The organism is Caballeronia hypogeia, from assembly GCF_001544875.2.
In the GTDB taxonomy this organism is placed as follows: Bacteria; Pseudomonadota; Gammaproteobacteria; order Burkholderiales; family Burkholderiaceae; genus Caballeronia; species Caballeronia hypogeia.
Genome location: NZ_FCOA02000028.1, coordinates 55,128 through 72,168, shown reverse-complemented (window position 1 = coordinate 72,168; position 17,041 = coordinate 55,128). Strand labels below are relative to the sequence as shown.

The following is a 17,041-nucleotide window of genomic DNA, read 5'->3' as shown; positions in this document are numbered from 1 at the left end:
CAACTGCATATTGGTCGGTTGGTAGGAAAAAACCATACTCGATTCGTGGCCACCTGAATGAGGGGATGACGAGATGGAGACCCTGACCATGGACGTCGCGCAGGCCAGCGGCGCGGCTCCGATGCTGACCGATCTGTGGCGGCGTCGCACGAAGCTGTCTCACGACGAAATGCTGTCGATCTATAACCTCGTACAAGGCGCGTTGCGCACGTATCATCCGCCCGAGCTGCACGCGTTGCGCGAGGACAAGGAAGAGCTGATCGCACAGTTCATTTACACCAAGGTGCTGCGTCTCGACCCCGGACACGGCGGCTCGCATTCAGGCGAGCAAAGCGCGCCATCCAGCGGTTACGCGGTGTGCGCGTATTTCAGGCGCTTTCTGATCGATCACCTGCGCAGCGCGAGCCATCAGCGCGATGTATCGATGGAAGTGGATGGCGTCGAAGCGCAGATGGACGAACACGCGCGCGCGCTGGACGATCCGGTCCGCTCCGTGCTGATCCAGCATGGACTCGATGAATCGCGCGTGCGGCATCTGGCGCGCGAGTTCATCGGCGGGCTCGACAAGTACGAGCAACTGGTGCTGGCCGGCACCTTCGGCTGGTGCTCGGGCGACAAGGGCGGGCTCGTCGGCATCGCGTCGCGGCATCACATTCCTTCGTACCACTATCGCGCGCTGAAGCTCGGGGTCACGCTCAAGAAGTCCGCGCAAAGCGGAGATTTCGCGGCGACCAAGATCGGCCGATGGATCGGCGGCACGCTCGGTATCGCGATCAGCGCGGACAATCAGTCCGCCATTCTGCTCGTGCTGAATCTGCTCGCGCTGGAGTCGAGTCAGTGCGCGCGGTGAGGGCCTTCGGCACGCGCCTTCATGCAAGCGCTGCGCGCAGATAATCCGCCGCTCGACGCGCCTGCATTTCCGCCAAACCGTCACGCGCGAGCCGCTCGCGCTGCGCGGTGGATGCGAGGAGTTCAGCGGCGCGCCCGGGCAAGGCATCGTAATCGGCGAAGGCGATCGCGTGCGCGAGGGGCGCTTCATCTCGCGGGTTCGCGCAACGCTCGCTCAGCACCGCGCAACCATTGGCGAGCAGATATGAAAGCCGCACGATCTCCAGCACGCCGTCGACGCGGCCGTGCACGTTCAGCAACAGCTTCGCGCGAGCGATGAGCCGGTCGCGCGGGCGTCCGTAGAGGCCGAACACCGCGATCGCGTCGATGCCCGCCGCGCGCATCCTGTCGATGACGTTCGCGCGCCTCGGACACATCGAACCGAAGAACAGCACGTCGATATCGCGCGGTTCGGCGAAGCGGATGCGCGTGAGTTCGGGCACATAACCGATCGGCACCACGCGCGCGACCTGCACGCCGAGCGCCGCGAAGGCGCGTGCGTTCGCTTCGCTGTAATCCCACACGACATGACGGCGCAAAAGTCCGAGCAACGCGGGCGTGATCCATTCCGATCCCGCATGGACCTGCTCGAGGTTGTAGAGAATCGCGTCCGGCGCGAGCGTCAGCCCGCAATGCGGCAGAAGGTTCGAGCCGAGCACGATATGCCGCCGTCCGTCGAGCCTTCCCTCGCATGTCATCACGCTGTCGTGACCGAGCGAGCGCAACGCATGATGAAGCGTTTCGGCCACTTCGTGGAATGCGGCGGAGTGCGCATAGCCGGGAGGCGTGACCACGGTGACGGCGAATTTCATCGGCTGGAAGCGCTATTGCGGTTGCGCGAGCACCTGGCGGATCGCCTGCTCGAAGGTCTCGGGCGGCTGGCCGCCGCTCACGAGATAGCGCTGGTTGAGGATGATCGCGGGAACGGAGCTGATGCCCATCGCCTGGTTTTCGCGCTCCTGTTCGCGCACCTCGTCCGCGTATGCGCCGCTCTGCAGCACTTCGCGTGCGCGCGCCGCATCGAGCCCGACGGCCTGCGCCGTCTCGATGAGCACGTCGTGAGCGCCCGGATTGCGGCCTTCTCCGTGATACGCGCGCAACAACGCGCGCTTGAGCGGCAACTGTTTGCCTTCGATGCCCGCCCAGTGCAGCAGACGATGCGCATCGAACGTGTTGTAGACCTGCGTGCGCGGGCCGAACGTAAATCCGACGCCCGCGCCGCGCTCGCGGATCATGCGCTGCGTCTCTTCGATCTGCTCGGGCGTGCGGCCATATTTGCGGCCGAGATAATCGACGATGGCTTCACCTTCCGGGCGCATGTCGGGATTGAGCTCGAACGGATGCACGACGATCTCGGGCTCGACGATATCGGAAAGACGCGAAAGTGCGAGTTCGAGCGAGGCCAGGCCGATCGCGCACCACGGGCACGCGATGTCGGAAATGAAATCGATACGAAGCGGCTGGGTCATGAGGCGAGTGCGAAAATGGTTTGACGAAGCCCGCAGGTTAGCGCGAATCGCGCGAAATTGCCGGGACGTCCATTTCCGCGCGCGCTCATCGGCCTTCGATGATCGACGATGTCAGGCAGAGCGTGCTGAACGGTCCGGCAATGTATCCGCGCTCGCGCGGTCCGATCGACAGGATCAGTTGAATGGAGCCGCCCGCGTAGAACTTGGTGGTGGGCTGGGCGAGGCTCTTCGCGGCCTCGTCCGAGACCCGTGACTGTGGTTTCGTGAAGCCCCAGTAAGCATTGATCTCGCCGCCTTCGGGCAGGCGCAGCACCCAGCAGTTTCGCAGATCGCCCCAGTCGTTGGCGATGGCCCAGCGACGGCGGATATCGCGAATCAGGCGATCGATCTGCCGCTGCGCCAGCGCTTCCAGTACTTCCGAGCCATACATCCAGTATTTGCCGTATGCGCCCAGCTCGTGACGGCTCGAGTCGGAGAAGCGGACAAGCGTGAGCGGCCCTTCCAGAACGGTGTGTCGAATGGCCGGAAGAAACGACCCTTCCTCCTGCACGCCCAGATCGAAGAAGCCCATGATGTCGTTCCCGGTTGATGATGTTCGTTTTGCTCCTTCCACAAGGACGAGCGACGCTCGCGCGGTTTGAATGGAACTCGATTCTTTCAAGCTTGATTCAAAAGAAGGGTTACCTGGAGCCGTCACATCATTTGATTCGGATGCCGAATCGCCTTTCATCGATGAAAGGCGAAATAGAGCGCTCGTGCGCCCGGTCCATGTCCACGACGAAGGGTTCAGATACGAACGTGCGCCGGAGACCCAGGAGTCTGCGGCGCACATGTTCGCCTGCATTCGAGCAGGCATGGCGCGGGAACTCGCCCGCGCCGCGTTCACTAAGGCACTGCGCGAACCACTAAAACACTTACTGCCCCCCGAAATAGAGCTGCTTCATCTCCTCGTTCGTCGCGGGGCGAACGACGGTACGGGAACCGGAGGCCGATGCGCCCGATGTCACGCCGCCATACGCGGTGTTGCCGCTCTGCGCCGACAAGCGCGCTTCCGCTGCCTGGATGTCGGCCGGATAGTGCGGATCGTCGCCCGTGGCCGGGTCATAACCGACCTTTTCGAGTTGTTGCAGCTCGGCGCGCACCTGAGCGCGCGTCATCGATCCATCCGCCTGACAGAACGCGGAAAGCGGCACTGCGAGCGCCGACGCGGCAGCGACCGCGATAACGAATGTCTTCATGGCGACCTCCTCATGAATGCCAGCGAGCAGGACTCGGGAAAGGGGACCCGTAGCCGGCAATCAGAGTCTAGGCGGCAAAGCCTTCAACTTCGATACGACCACACATATCCGACCGAAATGGCGGATTCAGACAAGCGCCTGTTCGCAGAGACAAGACGATCAGAAGAACAGAAAATTGGAACGTCGAATAACACGGTTCCTTGTTAGGAGCACGCTCATTTGAGAATCGCCTCCTCGACGGCCGCGAGATACGCCGCCAGCGCGCGCTTCACTTCCCGCAGATAGCGTCGTGCCAGTTGCACGTCGCCCATTGCGGGACGCAGCTTCACCGCGAGCGCGCCGCTCGCGAGCGCATGGAGCATGTCCACGTAGAGCTCGCGCTCGGACGCTTTCACGCCGGGCATGCGCGCGTCGATCACCTTGCGCATCATGCTGGACTTGCGCTTCTTCTTCGCTTCGTCGTGCGGCATGACCGACATCAGGATCAGTAAATCCGTCTTGCGGTCGAAATATTCGATGTGCGGCGACATGATGCGATCGATCACCGCTTCCGCCGACAGCGAACGCCACGTTTCGCTGTCGATCAGCGCAAGCTCGTCCTCCAGTTCCTGCAGCGCGGCCGCGTGACGATCCCACAACGCGGCGAGCAGGCTGTCGCGATCGGGAAAGAAGTGATACATCGAGCCGATCGGCGTCTGGGCGCGCCGCGCGACGCCGTGCATGGTCACGCCTTCCAGTCCCTTTTCCACGATCAGCTCGGCGGTCGCGTCCAGCACGGCCTCGATGCGCGCACGGCCGCGCGCCTGCAGCGGCGAACGCGCCGTGCTGCCGCGCTCCTGGTCTTGCAATTCGCTTTCACCGCCGGCGCGGGGCTTCTTCATCGTGTCTCCTCAAAGCAAAGGCAAACTAGACGCTAGCGTCTAGATTCGTGCATACTAGACGCCATCGTCTAGTTTGGCGAGCGCATCGCGTGACTGGTTTCATCCGGATTTCAGCCGATGCGCCCTCGCTGTCTCGCATTCATCGAAGGCTACCGCATGCACGCGGTGGCGCGAAAGATCCCGGAGAAATCATGTCAGTCACTGCGCCCACGCACGGCGGCAAGCCCGTCGACGCGGCCCAAGGCAAACCGTCGCGCAAGCGCCTGCTGATCGCGCTCGGCATTATCGCGGTCATCGCGGGCGCGGCGTGGGGCGCGCGCTGGTGGACCGTCGGCCGCTTCATCGAAACCACCGACGACGCTTATCTGCAAGCCGACAGCGTCACCATCGCGCCGAAAGTGAGCGGCTATATCACGGAAGTGCTCGTCGAGGACAATCAGACCGTCGCGGCAGGTGCGCCGCTCGCGCGCCTCGATACGCGCCAGTACCAGGCATCGCTCGATCAGGCAAAGGCCACGCTCGACGCCCGCGCCGCCGACATTCAGCGCGCCGAAGCCGAGTTGAAGCAGCAGCACGCTAACGCCGATCAGGCGAAGGCCCAGGCCGAAGTATCGCGCGTGAGTCTCGCGCACGCGGAGGACGACGTCACGCGTTATCGTCCGCTGGTCGCGACCGGCGCGGAGACCGCCGAGCGTCTCGCGAGCCTCGTGTCCACGCGCGATCAGGCGCGCGCCACGCTAGCCGCGAACCTCGCGGCGGCGCGTTCGGCATCGACGCAGATCGGCGCGACCGAAGCGCAGATCGCCCAGGCGCGCGCGCAAGTCGAAGCGGCGCAGGCGCAACTGAACCAGTCGAAGCTCGATCTCAACGACACCACCTTGGTCAGCCCGGTCGCGGGGCGCGTCGGCGACCGCACCGTGCGCGTGGGGCAGTATGTGCAGCCCGGCACGCGTCTCATGACGGTCGTGCCGGTCGAATCGCTCTATCTGGAGGCGAACTTCAAGGAGACGCAGGTCGGCCGCATGCGTATCGGCCAGCCGGCGACGCTGCATGTCGACGCGCTCAAGGGCACGGACCTGCATGGCGTCGTGGAAAGTTTCGCGCCCGGCACCGGCGCGCAGTTCGCCTTGCTGCCGCCCGAGAACGCCACCGGCAACTTCACCAAGATCGTGCAGCGCGTGCCGGTACGCATTCGCGTGGATACAGGTCCGGAGACGCGCAAGGTGCTGCTGCCGGGTCTTTCCGTGACGGTCGACGTCGACACGAAATCCGCCACCGACGAGAGCCGTCGCATCGCCGCGGAAAACCGCCATGACTGAGCGGCACGCACGCGCGAGCGCGACCGACTGGATCGCGGTCACGGCGGGCGCGCTCGGCGCGCTGATGGCGACGCTCGACATTTCCATCACCAACTCCGCGCTGCCGCAGATCCAGGGCGAGATCGGCGCGACCGGCACGGAAGGCACGTGGATTTCCACCGGCTACCTGATGTCGGAAATCGTGATGATCCCGCTCGCCGCGTGGCTCACGCGCGTGTTCGGCCTGCGCAATTTCCTGCTCGGCAACGCGGTGCTCTTCACGCTGTTCTCGGTCATGTGCGGCCTCTCCACCTCGCTGCCGATGATGGTCGCGGGCCGCATCGGCCAGGGCTTCACCGGCGGCGCGATGATTCCCACCGCGCAGACCATCATCCGCACGCGGCTGCCGCGCGAGCAGATGCCCGTGGGCATGACCATCTTCGGGCTGATCGTGCTGTTGGGTCCTTTGCTCGGGCCAGTGCTCGGCGGCTGGCTCGCGGAAAACATCTCGTGGTCATGGTGCTTCTTCGTCAACGTGCCGGTTGGCTTCGCGCTCGTCGCGCTGCTCGTCAGCGGGCTGCCGGCGGAGGAATCGCACTGGGAGTCGTTTTTCAAGGCCGACTGGATCGGCATTGCGGGGCTCGCCATCGGTCTCTCCTCGCTCACGGTCGTGCTCGAAGAAGGCCAGCGCAATCAATGGTTCGAATCGGGCGAGATCGTGATGCTCACCTGCGTCACGGCTTTCGGCTTTCTGCTGATCGCGATCTCGCAGTTCGTCGCGAAGAAACCGATCGTGCGGCTCTCGCTCCTGCGCAATCCGCGTTATGCGAGCGTCATTCTGATCGTGTTCGCGGTCGGCGCGGGGCTCTATTGCGTGTCTTTCCTGCTGCCGCAGTTCCTGAGCATCGTCGCGGGCTATAACGCGCTGCAGTCCGGCGCGATCATGCTCGTGTCCGGCGTGCCCGCGTTTCTCATCATGCCGGTGCTGCCGCGTCTGCTCGGCAAGATGGATTTTCGCGTGCTCGTCATCACGGGGCTGCTGTTCTTCGCGGCGAGCTGCCTGCTCGACATATCGCTCACCGCGCAGAGCGTCGGGCACGACTTCTTCTGGTCGCAGATCCTGCGCGGCTTCGGCCAGATGCTCGCCATGATGCCGCTCAATCAGGCGTCGATGGCGGCGGTTTCGCGCGAGGAATCCGGCGATGCGGCCGGCCTCTACAACATGGCGCGCAATCTCGGCGGCTCGGTCGGCCTTGCGATTCTCGGCACCGTCATCGACCGGCGCAACGACTTCCACACGGCGTCGATCCGCGAATCGCTCAGCGCGAATTCCGTGATCGGGCAGGAACGCATGGCCGCGAGCGCCGCGAATTTCTTCGCGCAAGGCGGCGACATGGCCCACGCGAAGATGCAGGCGCTCGGCCAGTTGTCGATGCAGATCGGCCAGCAGGCCATCGTCATGACTTACTCCGAAACCTTTTACGTGCTCGCGATCGCGCTGCTCGCATGCCTTCCGCTCGCGCTTCTGCTCAAGACGCCGCGCGCCCAATCCGGCGACATGTCCTCCGCCGGCCACTGATGCCATGAATCGTCCGACGATGTTCCCTTCCCGCTTCACCCGCCTCTTTCCGCTCACCGCGCTCGCCGCCTTCACGCTCGCCGCGTGCACGGTCGGCCCCGACTATCACGGCGCGCCGGAAGTCGCGCCTGAAGCCGCGAAAAGCGGCGCGTTCGTGCGCACGCCGGCGCAAGGCGTGGTGGCGACGCATTCCCCCGCCGCGTGGTGGCAGGCGCTCGACGATGCGCAGCTGAACTCGCTGATCGACGCCGCGCTCGCCCATAATCCCGATCTGAAGATGGCGCAGGCCCGGCTGCGTCAGTCGCGCTCCCAACTGCGCGGGCAGCGCGCCAACGAATTGCCGAAAGTCTCGGGCTCGGCGGCGGCGTTGCGCATGCGCTCGCCGGATACATCGATTTTCGGCTCGTCGTCGGGGGATCAGGGCGGGTCGGGATCGAGCGGGCGCGGTCCCGTCGACTTCTACACCGTGGGCTTCGACGCCTCCTGGGAAATCGACCTCTTCGGCGGCACGCGCCGCGCGATCGAAGCCGCATCCGACGAAGCCGACGCCGTGCAAGCCGATCTCTCCGATGCGCAGGTGTCGCTCGCGGCGGAAGTGGCGTCGGCGTACATCGACTTGCGCGATCAGCAGCAACGGCTCGCGCTCGCCGAGCGCACGGCCGAGTATCAGCAGCAGATGCTCACGCTGACCGAGCAGCGCCGCGCGCGCGGCACGGCGGCGGAAGTGGATGTCGAACGGCTTACGACGCAGGTCGGCACCACGCGCGCGACGCTCGTGCCGCTGCAGTCGCAGATCACCGATTCGCTGGATCAGCTCGCCGTGCTGACGGGCCGCGCGCCCGGCGCGCTCGATGCCGAACTCGGCGCGCGTGCGCCGTTGCCCGCGTTGCCGTCTTCGGTTGCGATCGGCGATCCGGCGACGATGCTGCAGCAACGTCCGGATATCCGCGCGGCCGAACGGCGTCTCGCGTCGAGCAATGCGCAGATCGGCGAGCATATCGCCGACTATTTTCCGAAGGTGACCTTGCTGGGCGATATCGGCTTTTCCGCGTCGGAGCCGAGTCATCTGTTGCGCAAGCAGAATTTCTCGTGGGTCGCCGTGCCGTATCTGCAATGGAACCTGTTCGACTTCGGCCGCACGGCCGCGAACGTGGATGCGGCGAAAGCCTCGCGCGACGAAGCCGAGGCGCGCTACGAGAAAACCGTGCTCGCCGCGTTGAAGGATGCGAACTCGTCGCTCTCGCGTTACGGCAATCAGCGCGAGCATGTGGTGCGGCTGCAGCAGGTGCAGGCGTCCGCGGAACGATCGGCTACGCTCGTGCGGCAACGGTACACGGCGGGAGTTTCGACGCTCATCGATCTGCTCGACGCGCAGCGCACGCAGTTCGCCGCGCAGCAGGATGTGGTGGCCGCGCAGGCCGAATTGCTGAAGGACTTCGTCGGGCTGCAGAAGAGTCTGGGCTTGGGTTGGAATGTGGCGGGCGAGGCGGTGTCGGTGGCGCGCGCGCCCTGAAGAACGAGCGAATCTCGCCGCTTCGCATTTCCGGATTTTCCCGCTACAATTCGGTCCCCTTGCCCAGGTGGCGGAATTGGTAGACGCACTATCTTGAGGGGGTAGCGCCGAGAGGCGTGCGGGTTCGAGTCCCGCCCTGGGCACCAGATACGATTCCATTCCCGAAAAGCGGCGTCCTGACGAAGGGTTCGCCGTCACAGGCTGCTTAAATATCCGAATCGCGTCACTGCCGAGACGCATCGCCCCGCCGCTGAACAGCGGCACTCCCGCGATACTTGCGCAACAAACCGCATGACCGGATTGCTCATCCACGCGACAACCGAGTTTCGCGCCAAACGCGAGCATCCCCGGCAGCAGGATCGAGCGGAGCCCTAGCCGTTCACCGAGCGCCAGCACGCAGACGAATTTCTCTGTCAATGGCCTCGAACGTCGATTATCCGGATCGGATTCCTGAATGACGCGCACGACCGGTTCAGGCGAGTCGTATGCCTCGGCCGAAAGCCGCACTGCCACTGCGATATCGAGTGACGCGCGTGTCCGCGAAGGCACCCTTTACGTACAAAGGCGATTCAGCCTGAAGCGCTCACGCCGGGTGAACGACGCCGCCGTACTTGCGCCCGATTGAACCATCCGTAAGATTGAACGCTTAGGCCCCTCGTCGAGGGTGCGCGCCACGAATCCATCGCTGGCGCTTCCCTGCAGGAGCATCACCTTCATGACGGATTGGCCACGCGGCAGCGGCGAGATGTCTCGCCTCATTCGGGCGTGCGACTGGACGGCGACCTCGCTCGGCCCCATCGAGGAGTGGCCTTACAGCCTGAGGAGCGCCGTCGACCTGATCCTGGCGTCGGGCCACGCCATGCAACTGGCATGGGGACCGGAGAAGATCGTCATCTACAACGATGCCTACGCCCCGATGCTGGGAGACCATCATCCACGCGCGCTCGGCATCCCCTTTCGCAAAGCGTGGCCCGACATCTGGCAGGACATCGAGCCGCTGGTGAAGCAGGTTTTCGCCGGTGAGACGGTGAGATTCGACGACATGCCGCTGGTCATGACCCGCCATGGCTATGCCGAGGACACGTGGTGGAACTTCTCGTATTCGCCGATGCGAGACGAGTCGGGCGCGGTCGCCGGGCTGCTGAACGTCACGGTGGACGCGACAGCGAAGCACCGGGCCGAGCAGGCCGAGCGCGAGCGCGACGTCGCCAATGCCCGGTTGCAACTGAACGAGGCCCGGTTCCGCGCGCTGGTCACCGCAGGCGGCAACTCGATCTACCGTATGAGCCCAGACTGGCGGCTGATGTTTCAGCTCGACAATCAAACGCTTGCCAACACGGCGGCGCCCATCGAGGACTGGGTCGAAAAATACATTCCCGACGAGGACCTGCCCGCGGTGCGCCGAACCATAGAGGCGGCCATCCGCACCAAGTCGCTGTTCGAGCTGGAGCATCGGGTCCGCCTGGCCCACGGTGGCGTGGGCTGGGTACTCTCGCGCGCCGTGCCGCTGCTGGGGCCCGATGGCGAGATCACGGAATGGTTCGGGGCGGGCAGCGACATCACGCAGCGCATCCAAGCCGATCAGGTCCTGCGCGAGCGGGAGGAGCGGCAATCCTTCCTGCTGAAGCTGAGTGATGCGCTGCGCATCGAGCGGGAGGCGCACGTCATCGGCTGCGTCACCACCCGCCTGGTCGGCGAGCAGTTGGGCGTGGACCGTTGCTATATCGTCCGCCTGTCGCGCGACGCCGAGAAATGCTGGGCCGAGTTCGAATACCGGCGCGCCGACCTGCCGTCGGTGGAGGGCGAATATCGCCTGAGGGACTTTCCCGACTCTGTCTCCCGGATGGAGACACAGTCGGTCTTCTATCCGGATGTCGCGAGCGATCCGGCGCTCTCGGACCTCGAAAGGCAATCGCTGCTCGCGATCCGGATCGGCGCGATGCTGGTGGCTCCGTTGCGACGCGGCGAGCGCAACTACGTCTGGGCTTTGGTGGCCGCGACCACGGGACCCAGGGCGTGGACACGCGAGGAACTCGGACTGCTGGAGGAGGCCGCCGAACGGACCTGGGCGGCCATGGAACGCGCCCATGCCGAGGCCGCGCTGCATGAAGCCGACCGCCGCAAGGACCAGTTCCTGGCCGTGCTGGCGCACGAACTGCGCAACGGCCTGGCGCCGCTGGTCTACAACGTCCAGATCGGGAACAGCCACCCGGACAGCGTGGCGCTGACCAAGGAATTGTTCGCCCGCAGCGACGGCCAGCTGCGGCATCTCGTTCACCTCGTGGACGACCTGCTCGACGTGGCCCGCATCAGCACCGGCAAGATCGAGCTGAATCTCGAACTCGTGAAGCCGCGCGACGTCGTGAACCTGGCGCTCGATGCCTGCCGCCCGGAGGTGGAACGCAAACACCACCGGCTGACCGTCGTCGACGAGGCGGGCTCCGGGCTGACCGTCCGAGGCGATCGGGTGCGCCTGACGCAGGTGGTGTCCAACCTGCTGTCCAACGCCACGAAGTACATGGACGACGGCGGCAGCATCACGGTGCGCGTCGCCCGCGACGGCGAGCAGGCGCTGATAGAAGTGAGCGATACCGGCATCGGCATCCCGCCCGCAGCCCTGCCGCACGTCTTCGAGCTCTTCACGCAGGTCCGCGATCAGCAGGCTTATTCGGCGGGCGGTCTGGGCATCGGCCTTTCGCTGGTGAAGCAACTGGTTGAGATGCAGGGCGGCATCGTCACCGCCGCGAGCGAGGGAGCGGGCCGGGGCAGCACGTTCGCCGTGCGCCTGCCGGTGGCGGTGGTCGCCACGGCAAGCGAGCTTTGCGCGGCGGCGCAGTCCGAGGCGGCCTCGCCGGGCCGCGCCTTGCGGGTGCTCGTGGTGGACGACAGAAGCGACGGCGCCGATGCGCTGACCGAACTGCTGCGTCTGGACGGTCACGACGCCGAAGCGGTCTACGGCGGCCCGCAGGCGCTGGAAAGCGTGCGGCGGCGCCGGCCAGACGTGGTGTTCCTTGATCTGGCCATGCCCGGGATGGACGGGTTCGACGTCGCTCGGCATCTGCGCGGCGACTTCCCGGCCCAGCCGCCGATGCGGATCGTGGCGCTGACGGGTCGCGGCCAGGAGGCCGACCGGCAGCAGGCCGTGGCGGCTTCCTTCGACGGCCACCTGGTCAAGCCAGCAGACGCCGAGAAGTTACGAGCGGTTTTATCGGCAGCGCGACGGTTGCTGACGTAAGCGGGCGAGGCTCGGTCAGGTCGAACGGACGGGGGGCGTCATTGGCATCGTGCCTACCGCGCAACCGGCACAACCGGCGCACTCGCGCCCGCCGCTTTCGCCGCCCCGGGCGACGCGCACCGCAACCCGGCGCCACCGGCGCCATCCACGTTCTTCAGCGAAACCACCAGCCTGCTGCCGGTATTCGCCGTAATGACATGCCCGTAGCTGACCGTCGGGATGAATTTGATGTCGGGCGCCACGGCCACGGGCGGATTCTGCGCGCCGTCGACGGTCAGATCGAGCTCCACGGTAACCGCGTCGATCGCGACACCGTAGTCCTGTCTGTGTTCGGCCTGAGTTTTCTTGAAATCGCAGAATCCTTCCAGCACGTTCTGCAACGCGGTGGAAATATCGACGGACTTGCCCGGCGGAATGGGCGGCGTGTTGCACCCGGCGAGGAGCATCGGCACAGCAAGAACAGCGAGGGAGGCGAAGGCGCGCATCGGATTCCCCTGGCTCTTGGGAGAGCACTAATATCGGTCAGCCGCCCATGCGCGTCCGTGCGTTTGCGTACTGACTTCACCGATGAACCGCGCGCCGCTATTCTTCCGCGAGAAAGCGCTGCACCGCTTGCGCCGCCTCGAACGCGCGCGTAATGACGAACAGATGTCCGTCGCTCACCACCTGAAGGCTCGCCCGCGGTATGCGCGACGCGAGAATTTTCGCGTTGACGAGCGGCACGATGGGATCGTCGTCGCCATGGATGACGAGCGTCGGCTGCGCGAGGCCGCCCAGCCACAGCAGGCTGCTCCAGCCCCACGCCGCCATCAGCTGATAGAGATAGCCGCGCCCGCCCGGCGCCTGAATATGACGGCCGTGCGTCTTGAGCAGCGAGGGGTCGCTGCGGAACGCGCCGCCGTAGAGATCCGCGCCCACTTTCTCCAGATAGTCCGGATCGCGATAGCGGCGCGGGCCGATCATCTTCGTGAGAACGGAGACGCTCGCGGGCACCATGATCACGCCCGGCGACGTCGATGCCAGCACGAGCCGGCGACAACGCTCCGGATAAAGATGCGCGAACTGCTGCGCGAGCGCGCCACCCCACGAAACGCCCATGACATCGACCGGTCCCGTATGGCCGAGTTGGGCGAGCAGCCTGTCGGTCATCAGGCAAAGGTTGGTGAAGCGATATGGAAAGACCGGCGCGGGCGAGCCGCCCACACCGGGCATGTCGAAGATGACGACTTCGACGTCGTCCAGCGCTTCGACGAACGGCGCGACGAGCTCCAGATTCGCGCCGATGCCGTTGAAGATGACGAGCGGCGGCAGACTCGCGCTGCCGCGCCGCGTCGCGACGCGCAGCCGTTGGCCGCCCACGTCGATGGTCCGGATTTCCATGCCGCTCACAGTCGTGGTGTTCATTTCCATGGTCATCCTGATTGATCGTTCCGAAGCTTGAGCGTCAGGCTTCGAGAACGTAGGTTCCGGGCGCATCCGCGATCGGCGGATGACGCTCGCTGCCCGGCGCAACGGGCGCGACACGTTTCACGCCCGAGCGGCGTGCGAGCCAGTCGCGCCAGTCTTCCCACCACGACCCCGCACGCGATGCCGCGCTGGCGAGCCAGTCGTCGGCGGTCGCGGGAAGCGCCGGGTTGAGGAAGTACTTCGCCTTCGGGTTGCCGGGCGGATTGACGAGGCTCTGAATATGTCCGCTCGAACTGAGCACGAAGCGCGTCTTTCCGCCGAACATGCGCGCCGTGTCGTACACGCCCTTCCACGGCGTGATGTGATCCGTCATGCCGCCGATCACATATTTGTCGCACGTTACCTGCGCGAGATCGACGGGCGTGCCGAGCACCGTCAACGCGTCCTTCTTGCCGAACAGGTTGTGCGTGAAGATGTCGAGCAACTGGCCGTGCATGCGCCCGGGCAGGCGTGTCGTGTCGTTGTTCCAGTAGAGAATGTCGAACGCCGGCGGATCGTTGCCGAGCAGATAGTTGTTCACCCAGTAGTTCCAGACCAGCTCGTTGGGCCGCAGCCACGCGAACATGCGACCCATTTCGTCGCCCGGCAGCACACCCTTGGACATGCTGTTCTGCTTGGCCGCCGCGACGACCTCGGGCGTGGCGAACAGGCCGAGCTGCGAATCGGGCGAGCCTTCGAGCAGCGCCACCGCGAGCGTCGCGGCATGCACGAGCTTCTGCCCGCGCGCCGCCGTGTGGCCGAGCAAGGCCGCGATGGTCATCGCGCCCGAACATGCGCCGTGCAGGTTGACATCGTCGCTGCCGGTGATGTCGCGCACCGCGTCGATGGCCTCGATGAGCGCGCGCACGTACGTATCGAGATCCCAGTCGCGCTGCTCCGCGCCCGGATTGCGCCAGCTCACGACGAACGCCTGGAAGCCGCCCTGCAACAGATAATCGACGATGCTCTTGCCCTTCGCGAGATCGAACACGTAGAACTTGTTGATCTGCGGCGGCACGATCAGATGCGGCCGCTCATAGACCTTCGCGGTCGTCGGCGCGTACTGGATGAGCTCCAGCACCTCGTTGCGAAACACGACCGAGCCGCGCGTGTTGGCCACATTGCCGCCGACCTCGAACGCGCGCTTGTCGACCTGTGTGGGCATGCCGCGATTCGACGCGATATCGCCCGCGAGATTCTTCAGGCCCGCGACAAGGCTCGCGCCGCCCGTATCGACGAGCTTCTTGAGCGCCGCCGGATTGCCCGCGAGCGCGTTGGTGGGCGCCAGCGCATCGGTGAGGAGCGAGACCACGTATTGCACGCGCGCCTTCTCGGGCGCGTCGAGCGTCGAGCGGTCGACGAAGCTCGAAAGCGCGTCGCACCACGCGAGATAGCCTTGCATCGTCGAGCGATACAGCGCGTTGCCGCGCCAGCTCGGATCGCTGAAGCGCCTGTCGCCGGGCTGCGGCTCGGTATTCGCCAGACCCAGGCAGATCGACGTCAGATCGCGCATCAGGTTCATTTCCTGTCCGGCGAAAAGCACCGGCTGTTTCAGCGCCTGGGTCGTGAATTGCTGCGCGGCGTTCAGCACATCGCTCATGCGCAGGCCGGCAAAAGCGTTCGCATCGGCGGCATCGCGCGACGCTTCGAGGGAGGTGGGGGTCGTCATCGGTTCGTATCTTCGGGCAGTCGTGTTGGTCGCGGCGCGCTCACTTCACGAGCATCGCGAGTGTCTGCGCGGCGAGCGCCGGGGTGTGCTGTCCTTCGATCTGCAACGAGATGTCGCTCTTCAGCACGACGCTGCCGTTGCCCTTGCGCTCGACGGACGCCAGCACGATGCGGCTGCGCACCCGTGCGCCGGCCTTCACGGGCGAGAGAAAACGCACCTTGTCGAGCCCGTAGTTCAGGCCCGCTTGCGCATCGGGCGGGATCAGCCCGACTTCGATGGAGTGCGACGCCAGCAGCGACAGCAGCAGATAGCCATGCGCGATCGTGCCGCCGAAGGGGCTTTCGCGGCGGGCCCGCTCCACGTCGACGTGAATCCATTGATGATCGCCGGTGCAAGCGGCGAAGGCATCGATACGCGACTGGTCGATCTCGACCCATTCGGTCACGCCCAGTTCCTTGCCAACGAAATCTTCCAGCGTGGCTACACCATATTCCTTGAGCTTCATTCCTGTCTCCTGCCGCCGCGCGCTGAGTGGATGCGCGCGCAGCCGTCTGCTGTTCATGTCGACGCCCGCCGGCCATGTCGCTTTCAGCGCGCAAGGGCAGGCAGCGTCGGGCGTCTGTCGATCGCCGACGCAACAGAGAATAGGGAAAGGGGCAGGTTTTGGCCCCTCTCGCGGCGGGAGGGGCGGGGCGCGAACGGGTGATCCGCTTCAGTCGGACGCCGGTCCGGCGTCGTCGCGGTCGTCGCGCAGGCGCGAGCGAGCCAGCGCGATCGACTGATGCAGCTTGGCTTCCAGGGCCTCGCGCGGCGGCAGCACGGTCAGATATTCCGCGACGTGGATGCCGCTCTTGCCCAGCTCCAGCAACTCGATCTGCTCCTGCTTCTTGCCCGCGCACAGAATGATGCCGATAGGCGGCTGTTCGTCCGGCTCCTGCTCGTGTTTCGCGAGCCAGCGCAGATACAGCTCCATCTGACTCTTGTACTCGGCCTTGAACGCGCCCAGCTTCAGTTCGATCGCGACGAGGCGCCGGAGCTTGCGGTTGTAGAACAGCAGGTCCAGATAGAAGTCGTCGTCGTCGATCTGCAGGCGCTTCTGACGCGCGACGAAGGTGAACCCCGCGCCGAGTTCGAGCAGAAACTGCTCCATTTCGCGCAGGATCGCGTCTTCCAGATCGCGTTCCAGGTAACGGTCGTTCAGACCGAGAAAGTCGAGCACGTACGGGTCCTTGAGGACGACGTCGGGCGTGAGCGCCTGCGTTTGCCGCAGTTGCGAAAGCTCATGCCGGATCGCCTCAGCCGGTTTGCGCGACAGCGCGCTGCGCTCGAACAGCATCGACTGGATGCGTTCCTGCAACTGGCGCGACGACCATCGTTCGAGGCGGCATAGCTCGATGTAGTAATCGCGCTTCAAGGGATCGTCGATGTAGATCAGCGTCTTGAGATGCGTCCAGCTCAATTCGCTCCGCAGCGCGGAGAGAATCGTCTCGTCCGGAAATACCTCCGCCGCCCGCACGCAATGCCGCAACTGCTGCTCGCTCCAGCCGCGGCCGTACGCCGCCGTCAGTTGCCGGGCGAGCGCCGCGACGACCCGCTGCCCGTATTCGGCCCGCGCACCGCCCAGCACGTCGTCGCGGATGCGCCGGCCGATCTGCCAGTACAACAGGGAAAGCTCGGCATTCACCGCGGCGGCGACGCGAGCGCGTGCGCCGTCGATCAGCTTGCGCACGTCGTCGAACAGGGAGCCTGACGGCAGACGCGCCGCGCAGACCGGGCCACGTTACCTGAATCCGCGCGGGCGCGGAACCCGGCCGCAGCGCGCCGC

General features: G+C 65.4%; 15 protein-coding genes and 1 tRNA gene. 6 read left to right on the top strand and 10 right to left on the bottom strand.

Annotation, left to right across the window (positions count from 1 at the left end; translation table 11 throughout):
* Positions 1–73: 73 nt before the first annotated feature.
* Positions 74–850 (top strand): hypothetical protein, encoded by a 777-nt coding sequence (locus tag AWB79_RS29910; protein WP_061171051.1) that lies wholly within the window; start codon positions 74–76, stop codon positions 848–850.
* A 19-nt stretch (positions 851–869) separates the two neighbouring features.
* Here AWB79_RS29910 and AWB79_RS29905 read toward each other — a convergent pair whose 3' ends face one another.
* The 5 genes from AWB79_RS29905 to AWB79_RS29885 all read right to left on the bottom strand — a co-directional run bounded on the left by AWB79_RS29905 (position 870) and on the right by AWB79_RS29885 (position 4,476).
* On the bottom strand, positions 870–1,700 hold the full coding sequence (locus AWB79_RS29905; RefSeq protein ID WP_061171050.1) for a hypothetical protein: 831 nt from the start codon (positions 1,698–1,700) through the stop codon (positions 870–872).
* A 12-nt stretch (positions 1,701–1,712) separates the two neighbouring features.
* Entirely contained in the window at positions 1,713–2,357 is a 645-nt protein-coding gene (locus AWB79_RS29900; RefSeq protein WP_061171049.1) for a DsbA family oxidoreductase, read from the bottom strand.
* An 85-nt stretch (positions 2,358–2,442) separates the two neighbouring features.
* Positions 2,443–2,928: a hypothetical protein gene (locus tag AWB79_RS29895; protein ID WP_061171048.1), complete on the bottom strand. Its 486-nt coding sequence runs from the start codon at positions 2,926–2,928 to the stop codon at positions 2,443–2,445.
* Between the two features lie 343 nt (positions 2,929–3,271).
* The gene (locus tag AWB79_RS29890; RefSeq protein WP_061171047.1) at positions 3,272–3,595 is read right to left on the bottom strand and encodes a DUF4148 domain-containing protein; all 324 of its coding nucleotides are present in this window, start codon (positions 3,593–3,595) and stop codon (positions 3,272–3,274) included.
* Positions 3,596–3,810: 215 nt separating this feature from the next.
* A complete protein-coding gene (locus AWB79_RS29885; RefSeq protein WP_061171046.1) occupies positions 3,811–4,476 on the bottom strand; it encodes a TetR/AcrR family transcriptional regulator in 666 nt (221 codons plus the stop codon).
* 191 nt (positions 4,477–4,667) lie between these two features.
* Between AWB79_RS29885 and AWB79_RS29880 the strand changes: the two genes are divergently transcribed.
* From AWB79_RS29880 to AWB79_RS29860, 5 genes are all read left to right on the top strand, one after another.
* The gene (locus tag AWB79_RS29880; protein ID WP_061171045.1) at positions 4,668–5,795 is read left to right on the top strand and encodes an HlyD family secretion protein; all 1,128 of its coding nucleotides are present in this window, start codon (positions 4,668–4,670) and stop codon (positions 5,793–5,795) included.
* Positions 5,788–7,353 (top strand): MDR family MFS transporter, encoded by a 1,566-nt coding sequence (locus tag AWB79_RS29875; RefSeq protein ID WP_061171044.1) that lies wholly within the window; start codon positions 5,788–5,790, stop codon positions 7,351–7,353. Before AWB79_RS29880 ends, AWB79_RS29875 begins: the two co-directional genes overlap by 8 nt.
* Positions 7,354–7,357: 4 nt before the next feature.
* Complete coding sequence (locus tag AWB79_RS29870; RefSeq protein ID WP_374728574.1) at positions 7,358–8,866, top strand: efflux transporter outer membrane subunit; 1,509 nt, start codon at positions 7,358–7,360, stop codon at positions 8,864–8,866.
* A 61-nt stretch (positions 8,867–8,927) separates the two neighbouring features.
* Positions 8,928–9,012: transfer RNA gene (locus tag AWB79_RS29865), tRNA-Leu, on the top strand.
* A 569-nt stretch (positions 9,013–9,581) separates the two neighbouring features.
* Positions 9,582–12,101: a hybrid sensor histidine kinase/response regulator gene (locus tag AWB79_RS29860; protein ID WP_061171043.1), complete on the top strand. Its 2,520-nt coding sequence runs from the start codon at positions 9,582–9,584 to the stop codon at positions 12,099–12,101.
* A gap of 53 nt (positions 12,102–12,154) precedes the next feature.
* On the opposite strand, the gene AWB79_RS29855 is transcribed toward AWB79_RS29860, so the two are convergent.
* The 5 genes from AWB79_RS29855 to AWB79_RS29835 form a co-directional block, all read right to left on the bottom strand.
* A complete protein-coding gene (locus AWB79_RS29855; protein WP_061171042.1) occupies positions 12,155–12,586 on the bottom strand; it encodes a hypothetical protein in 432 nt (143 codons plus the stop codon).
* A 97-nt stretch (positions 12,587–12,683) separates the two neighbouring features.
* Positions 12,684–13,505: a poly(3-hydroxyalkanoate) depolymerase gene (gene phaZ, locus AWB79_RS29850; RefSeq protein WP_374728573.1), complete on the bottom strand. Its 822-nt coding sequence runs from the start codon at positions 13,503–13,505 to the stop codon at positions 12,684–12,686.
* A 40-nt stretch (positions 13,506–13,545) separates the two neighbouring features.
* The gene (locus tag AWB79_RS29845; protein ID WP_061171040.1) at positions 13,546–15,216 is read right to left on the bottom strand and encodes an alpha/beta fold hydrolase; all 1,671 of its coding nucleotides are present in this window, start codon (positions 15,214–15,216) and stop codon (positions 13,546–13,548) included.
* Between the two features lie 40 nt (positions 15,217–15,256).
* Positions 15,257–15,721 carry a MaoC family dehydratase gene (locus AWB79_RS29840; protein WP_061171039.1) on the bottom strand — a complete coding sequence of 155 codons (465 nt, stop codon included), beginning with the start codon at positions 15,719–15,721 and terminating at the stop codon, positions 15,257–15,259.
* Between the two features lie 207 nt (positions 15,722–15,928).
* The gene (locus tag AWB79_RS29835; RefSeq protein ID WP_445343948.1) at positions 15,929–16,945 is read right to left on the bottom strand and encodes a PDDEXK nuclease domain-containing protein; all 1,017 of its coding nucleotides are present in this window, start codon (positions 16,943–16,945) and stop codon (positions 15,929–15,931) included.
* Between the last annotated feature and the right edge of the window lie 96 nt (positions 16,946–17,041).

What these genes read in the sequence shown, in the direction of transcription:
- AWB79_RS29855 (WP_061171042.1), bottom strand. Translation starts at nt 12,586, where the DNA reads ATGCGCGCCTTCGCCTCCCTCGCTGTTCTTGCTGTGCCGATGCTCCTC.
- phaZ (WP_374728573.1), bottom strand. Translation starts at nt 13,505, where the DNA reads ATGAACACCACGACTGTGAGCGGCATGGAAATCCGGACCATCGACGTG.
- AWB79_RS29895 (WP_061171048.1), bottom strand. Translation starts at nt 2,928, where the DNA reads ATGGGCTTCTTCGATCTGGGCGTGCAGGAGGAAGGGTCGTTTCTTCCG.
- AWB79_RS29870 (WP_374728574.1), top strand. Translation starts at nt 7,358, where the DNA reads ATGAATCGTCCGACGATGTTCCCTTCCCGCTTCACCCGCCTCTTTCCG.
- AWB79_RS29860 (WP_061171043.1), top strand. Translation starts at nt 9,582, where the DNA reads ATGACGGATTGGCCACGCGGCAGCGGCGAGATGTCTCGCCTCATTCGG.
- AWB79_RS29875 (WP_061171044.1), top strand. Translation starts at nt 5,788, where the DNA reads ATGACTGAGCGGCACGCACGCGCGAGCGCGACCGACTGGATCGCGGTC.
- AWB79_RS29910 (WP_061171051.1), top strand. Translation starts at nt 74, where the DNA reads ATGGAGACCCTGACCATGGACGTCGCGCAGGCCAGCGGCGCGGCTCCG.
- AWB79_RS29840 (WP_061171039.1), bottom strand. Translation starts at nt 15,721, where the DNA reads ATGAAGCTCAAGGAATATGGTGTAGCCACGCTGGAAGATTTCGTTGGC.
- AWB79_RS29885 (WP_061171046.1), bottom strand. Translation starts at nt 4,476, where the DNA reads ATGAAGAAGCCCCGCGCCGGCGGTGAAAGCGAATTGCAAGACCAGGAG.
- AWB79_RS29880 (WP_061171045.1), top strand. Translation starts at nt 4,668, where the DNA reads ATGTCAGTCACTGCGCCCACGCACGGCGGCAAGCCCGTCGACGCGGCC.
- AWB79_RS29900 (WP_061171049.1), bottom strand. Translation starts at nt 2,357, where the DNA reads ATGACCCAGCCGCTTCGTATCGATTTCATTTCCGACATCGCGTGCCCG.
- AWB79_RS29905 (WP_061171050.1), bottom strand. Translation starts at nt 1,700, where the DNA reads ATGAAATTCGCCGTCACCGTGGTCACGCCTCCCGGCTATGCGCACTCC.
- AWB79_RS29845 (WP_061171040.1), bottom strand. Translation starts at nt 15,216, where the DNA reads ATGACGACCCCCACCTCCCTCGAAGCGTCGCGCGATGCCGCCGATGCG.
- AWB79_RS29890 (WP_061171047.1), bottom strand. Translation starts at nt 3,595, where the DNA reads ATGAAGACATTCGTTATCGCGGTCGCTGCCGCGTCGGCGCTCGCAGTG.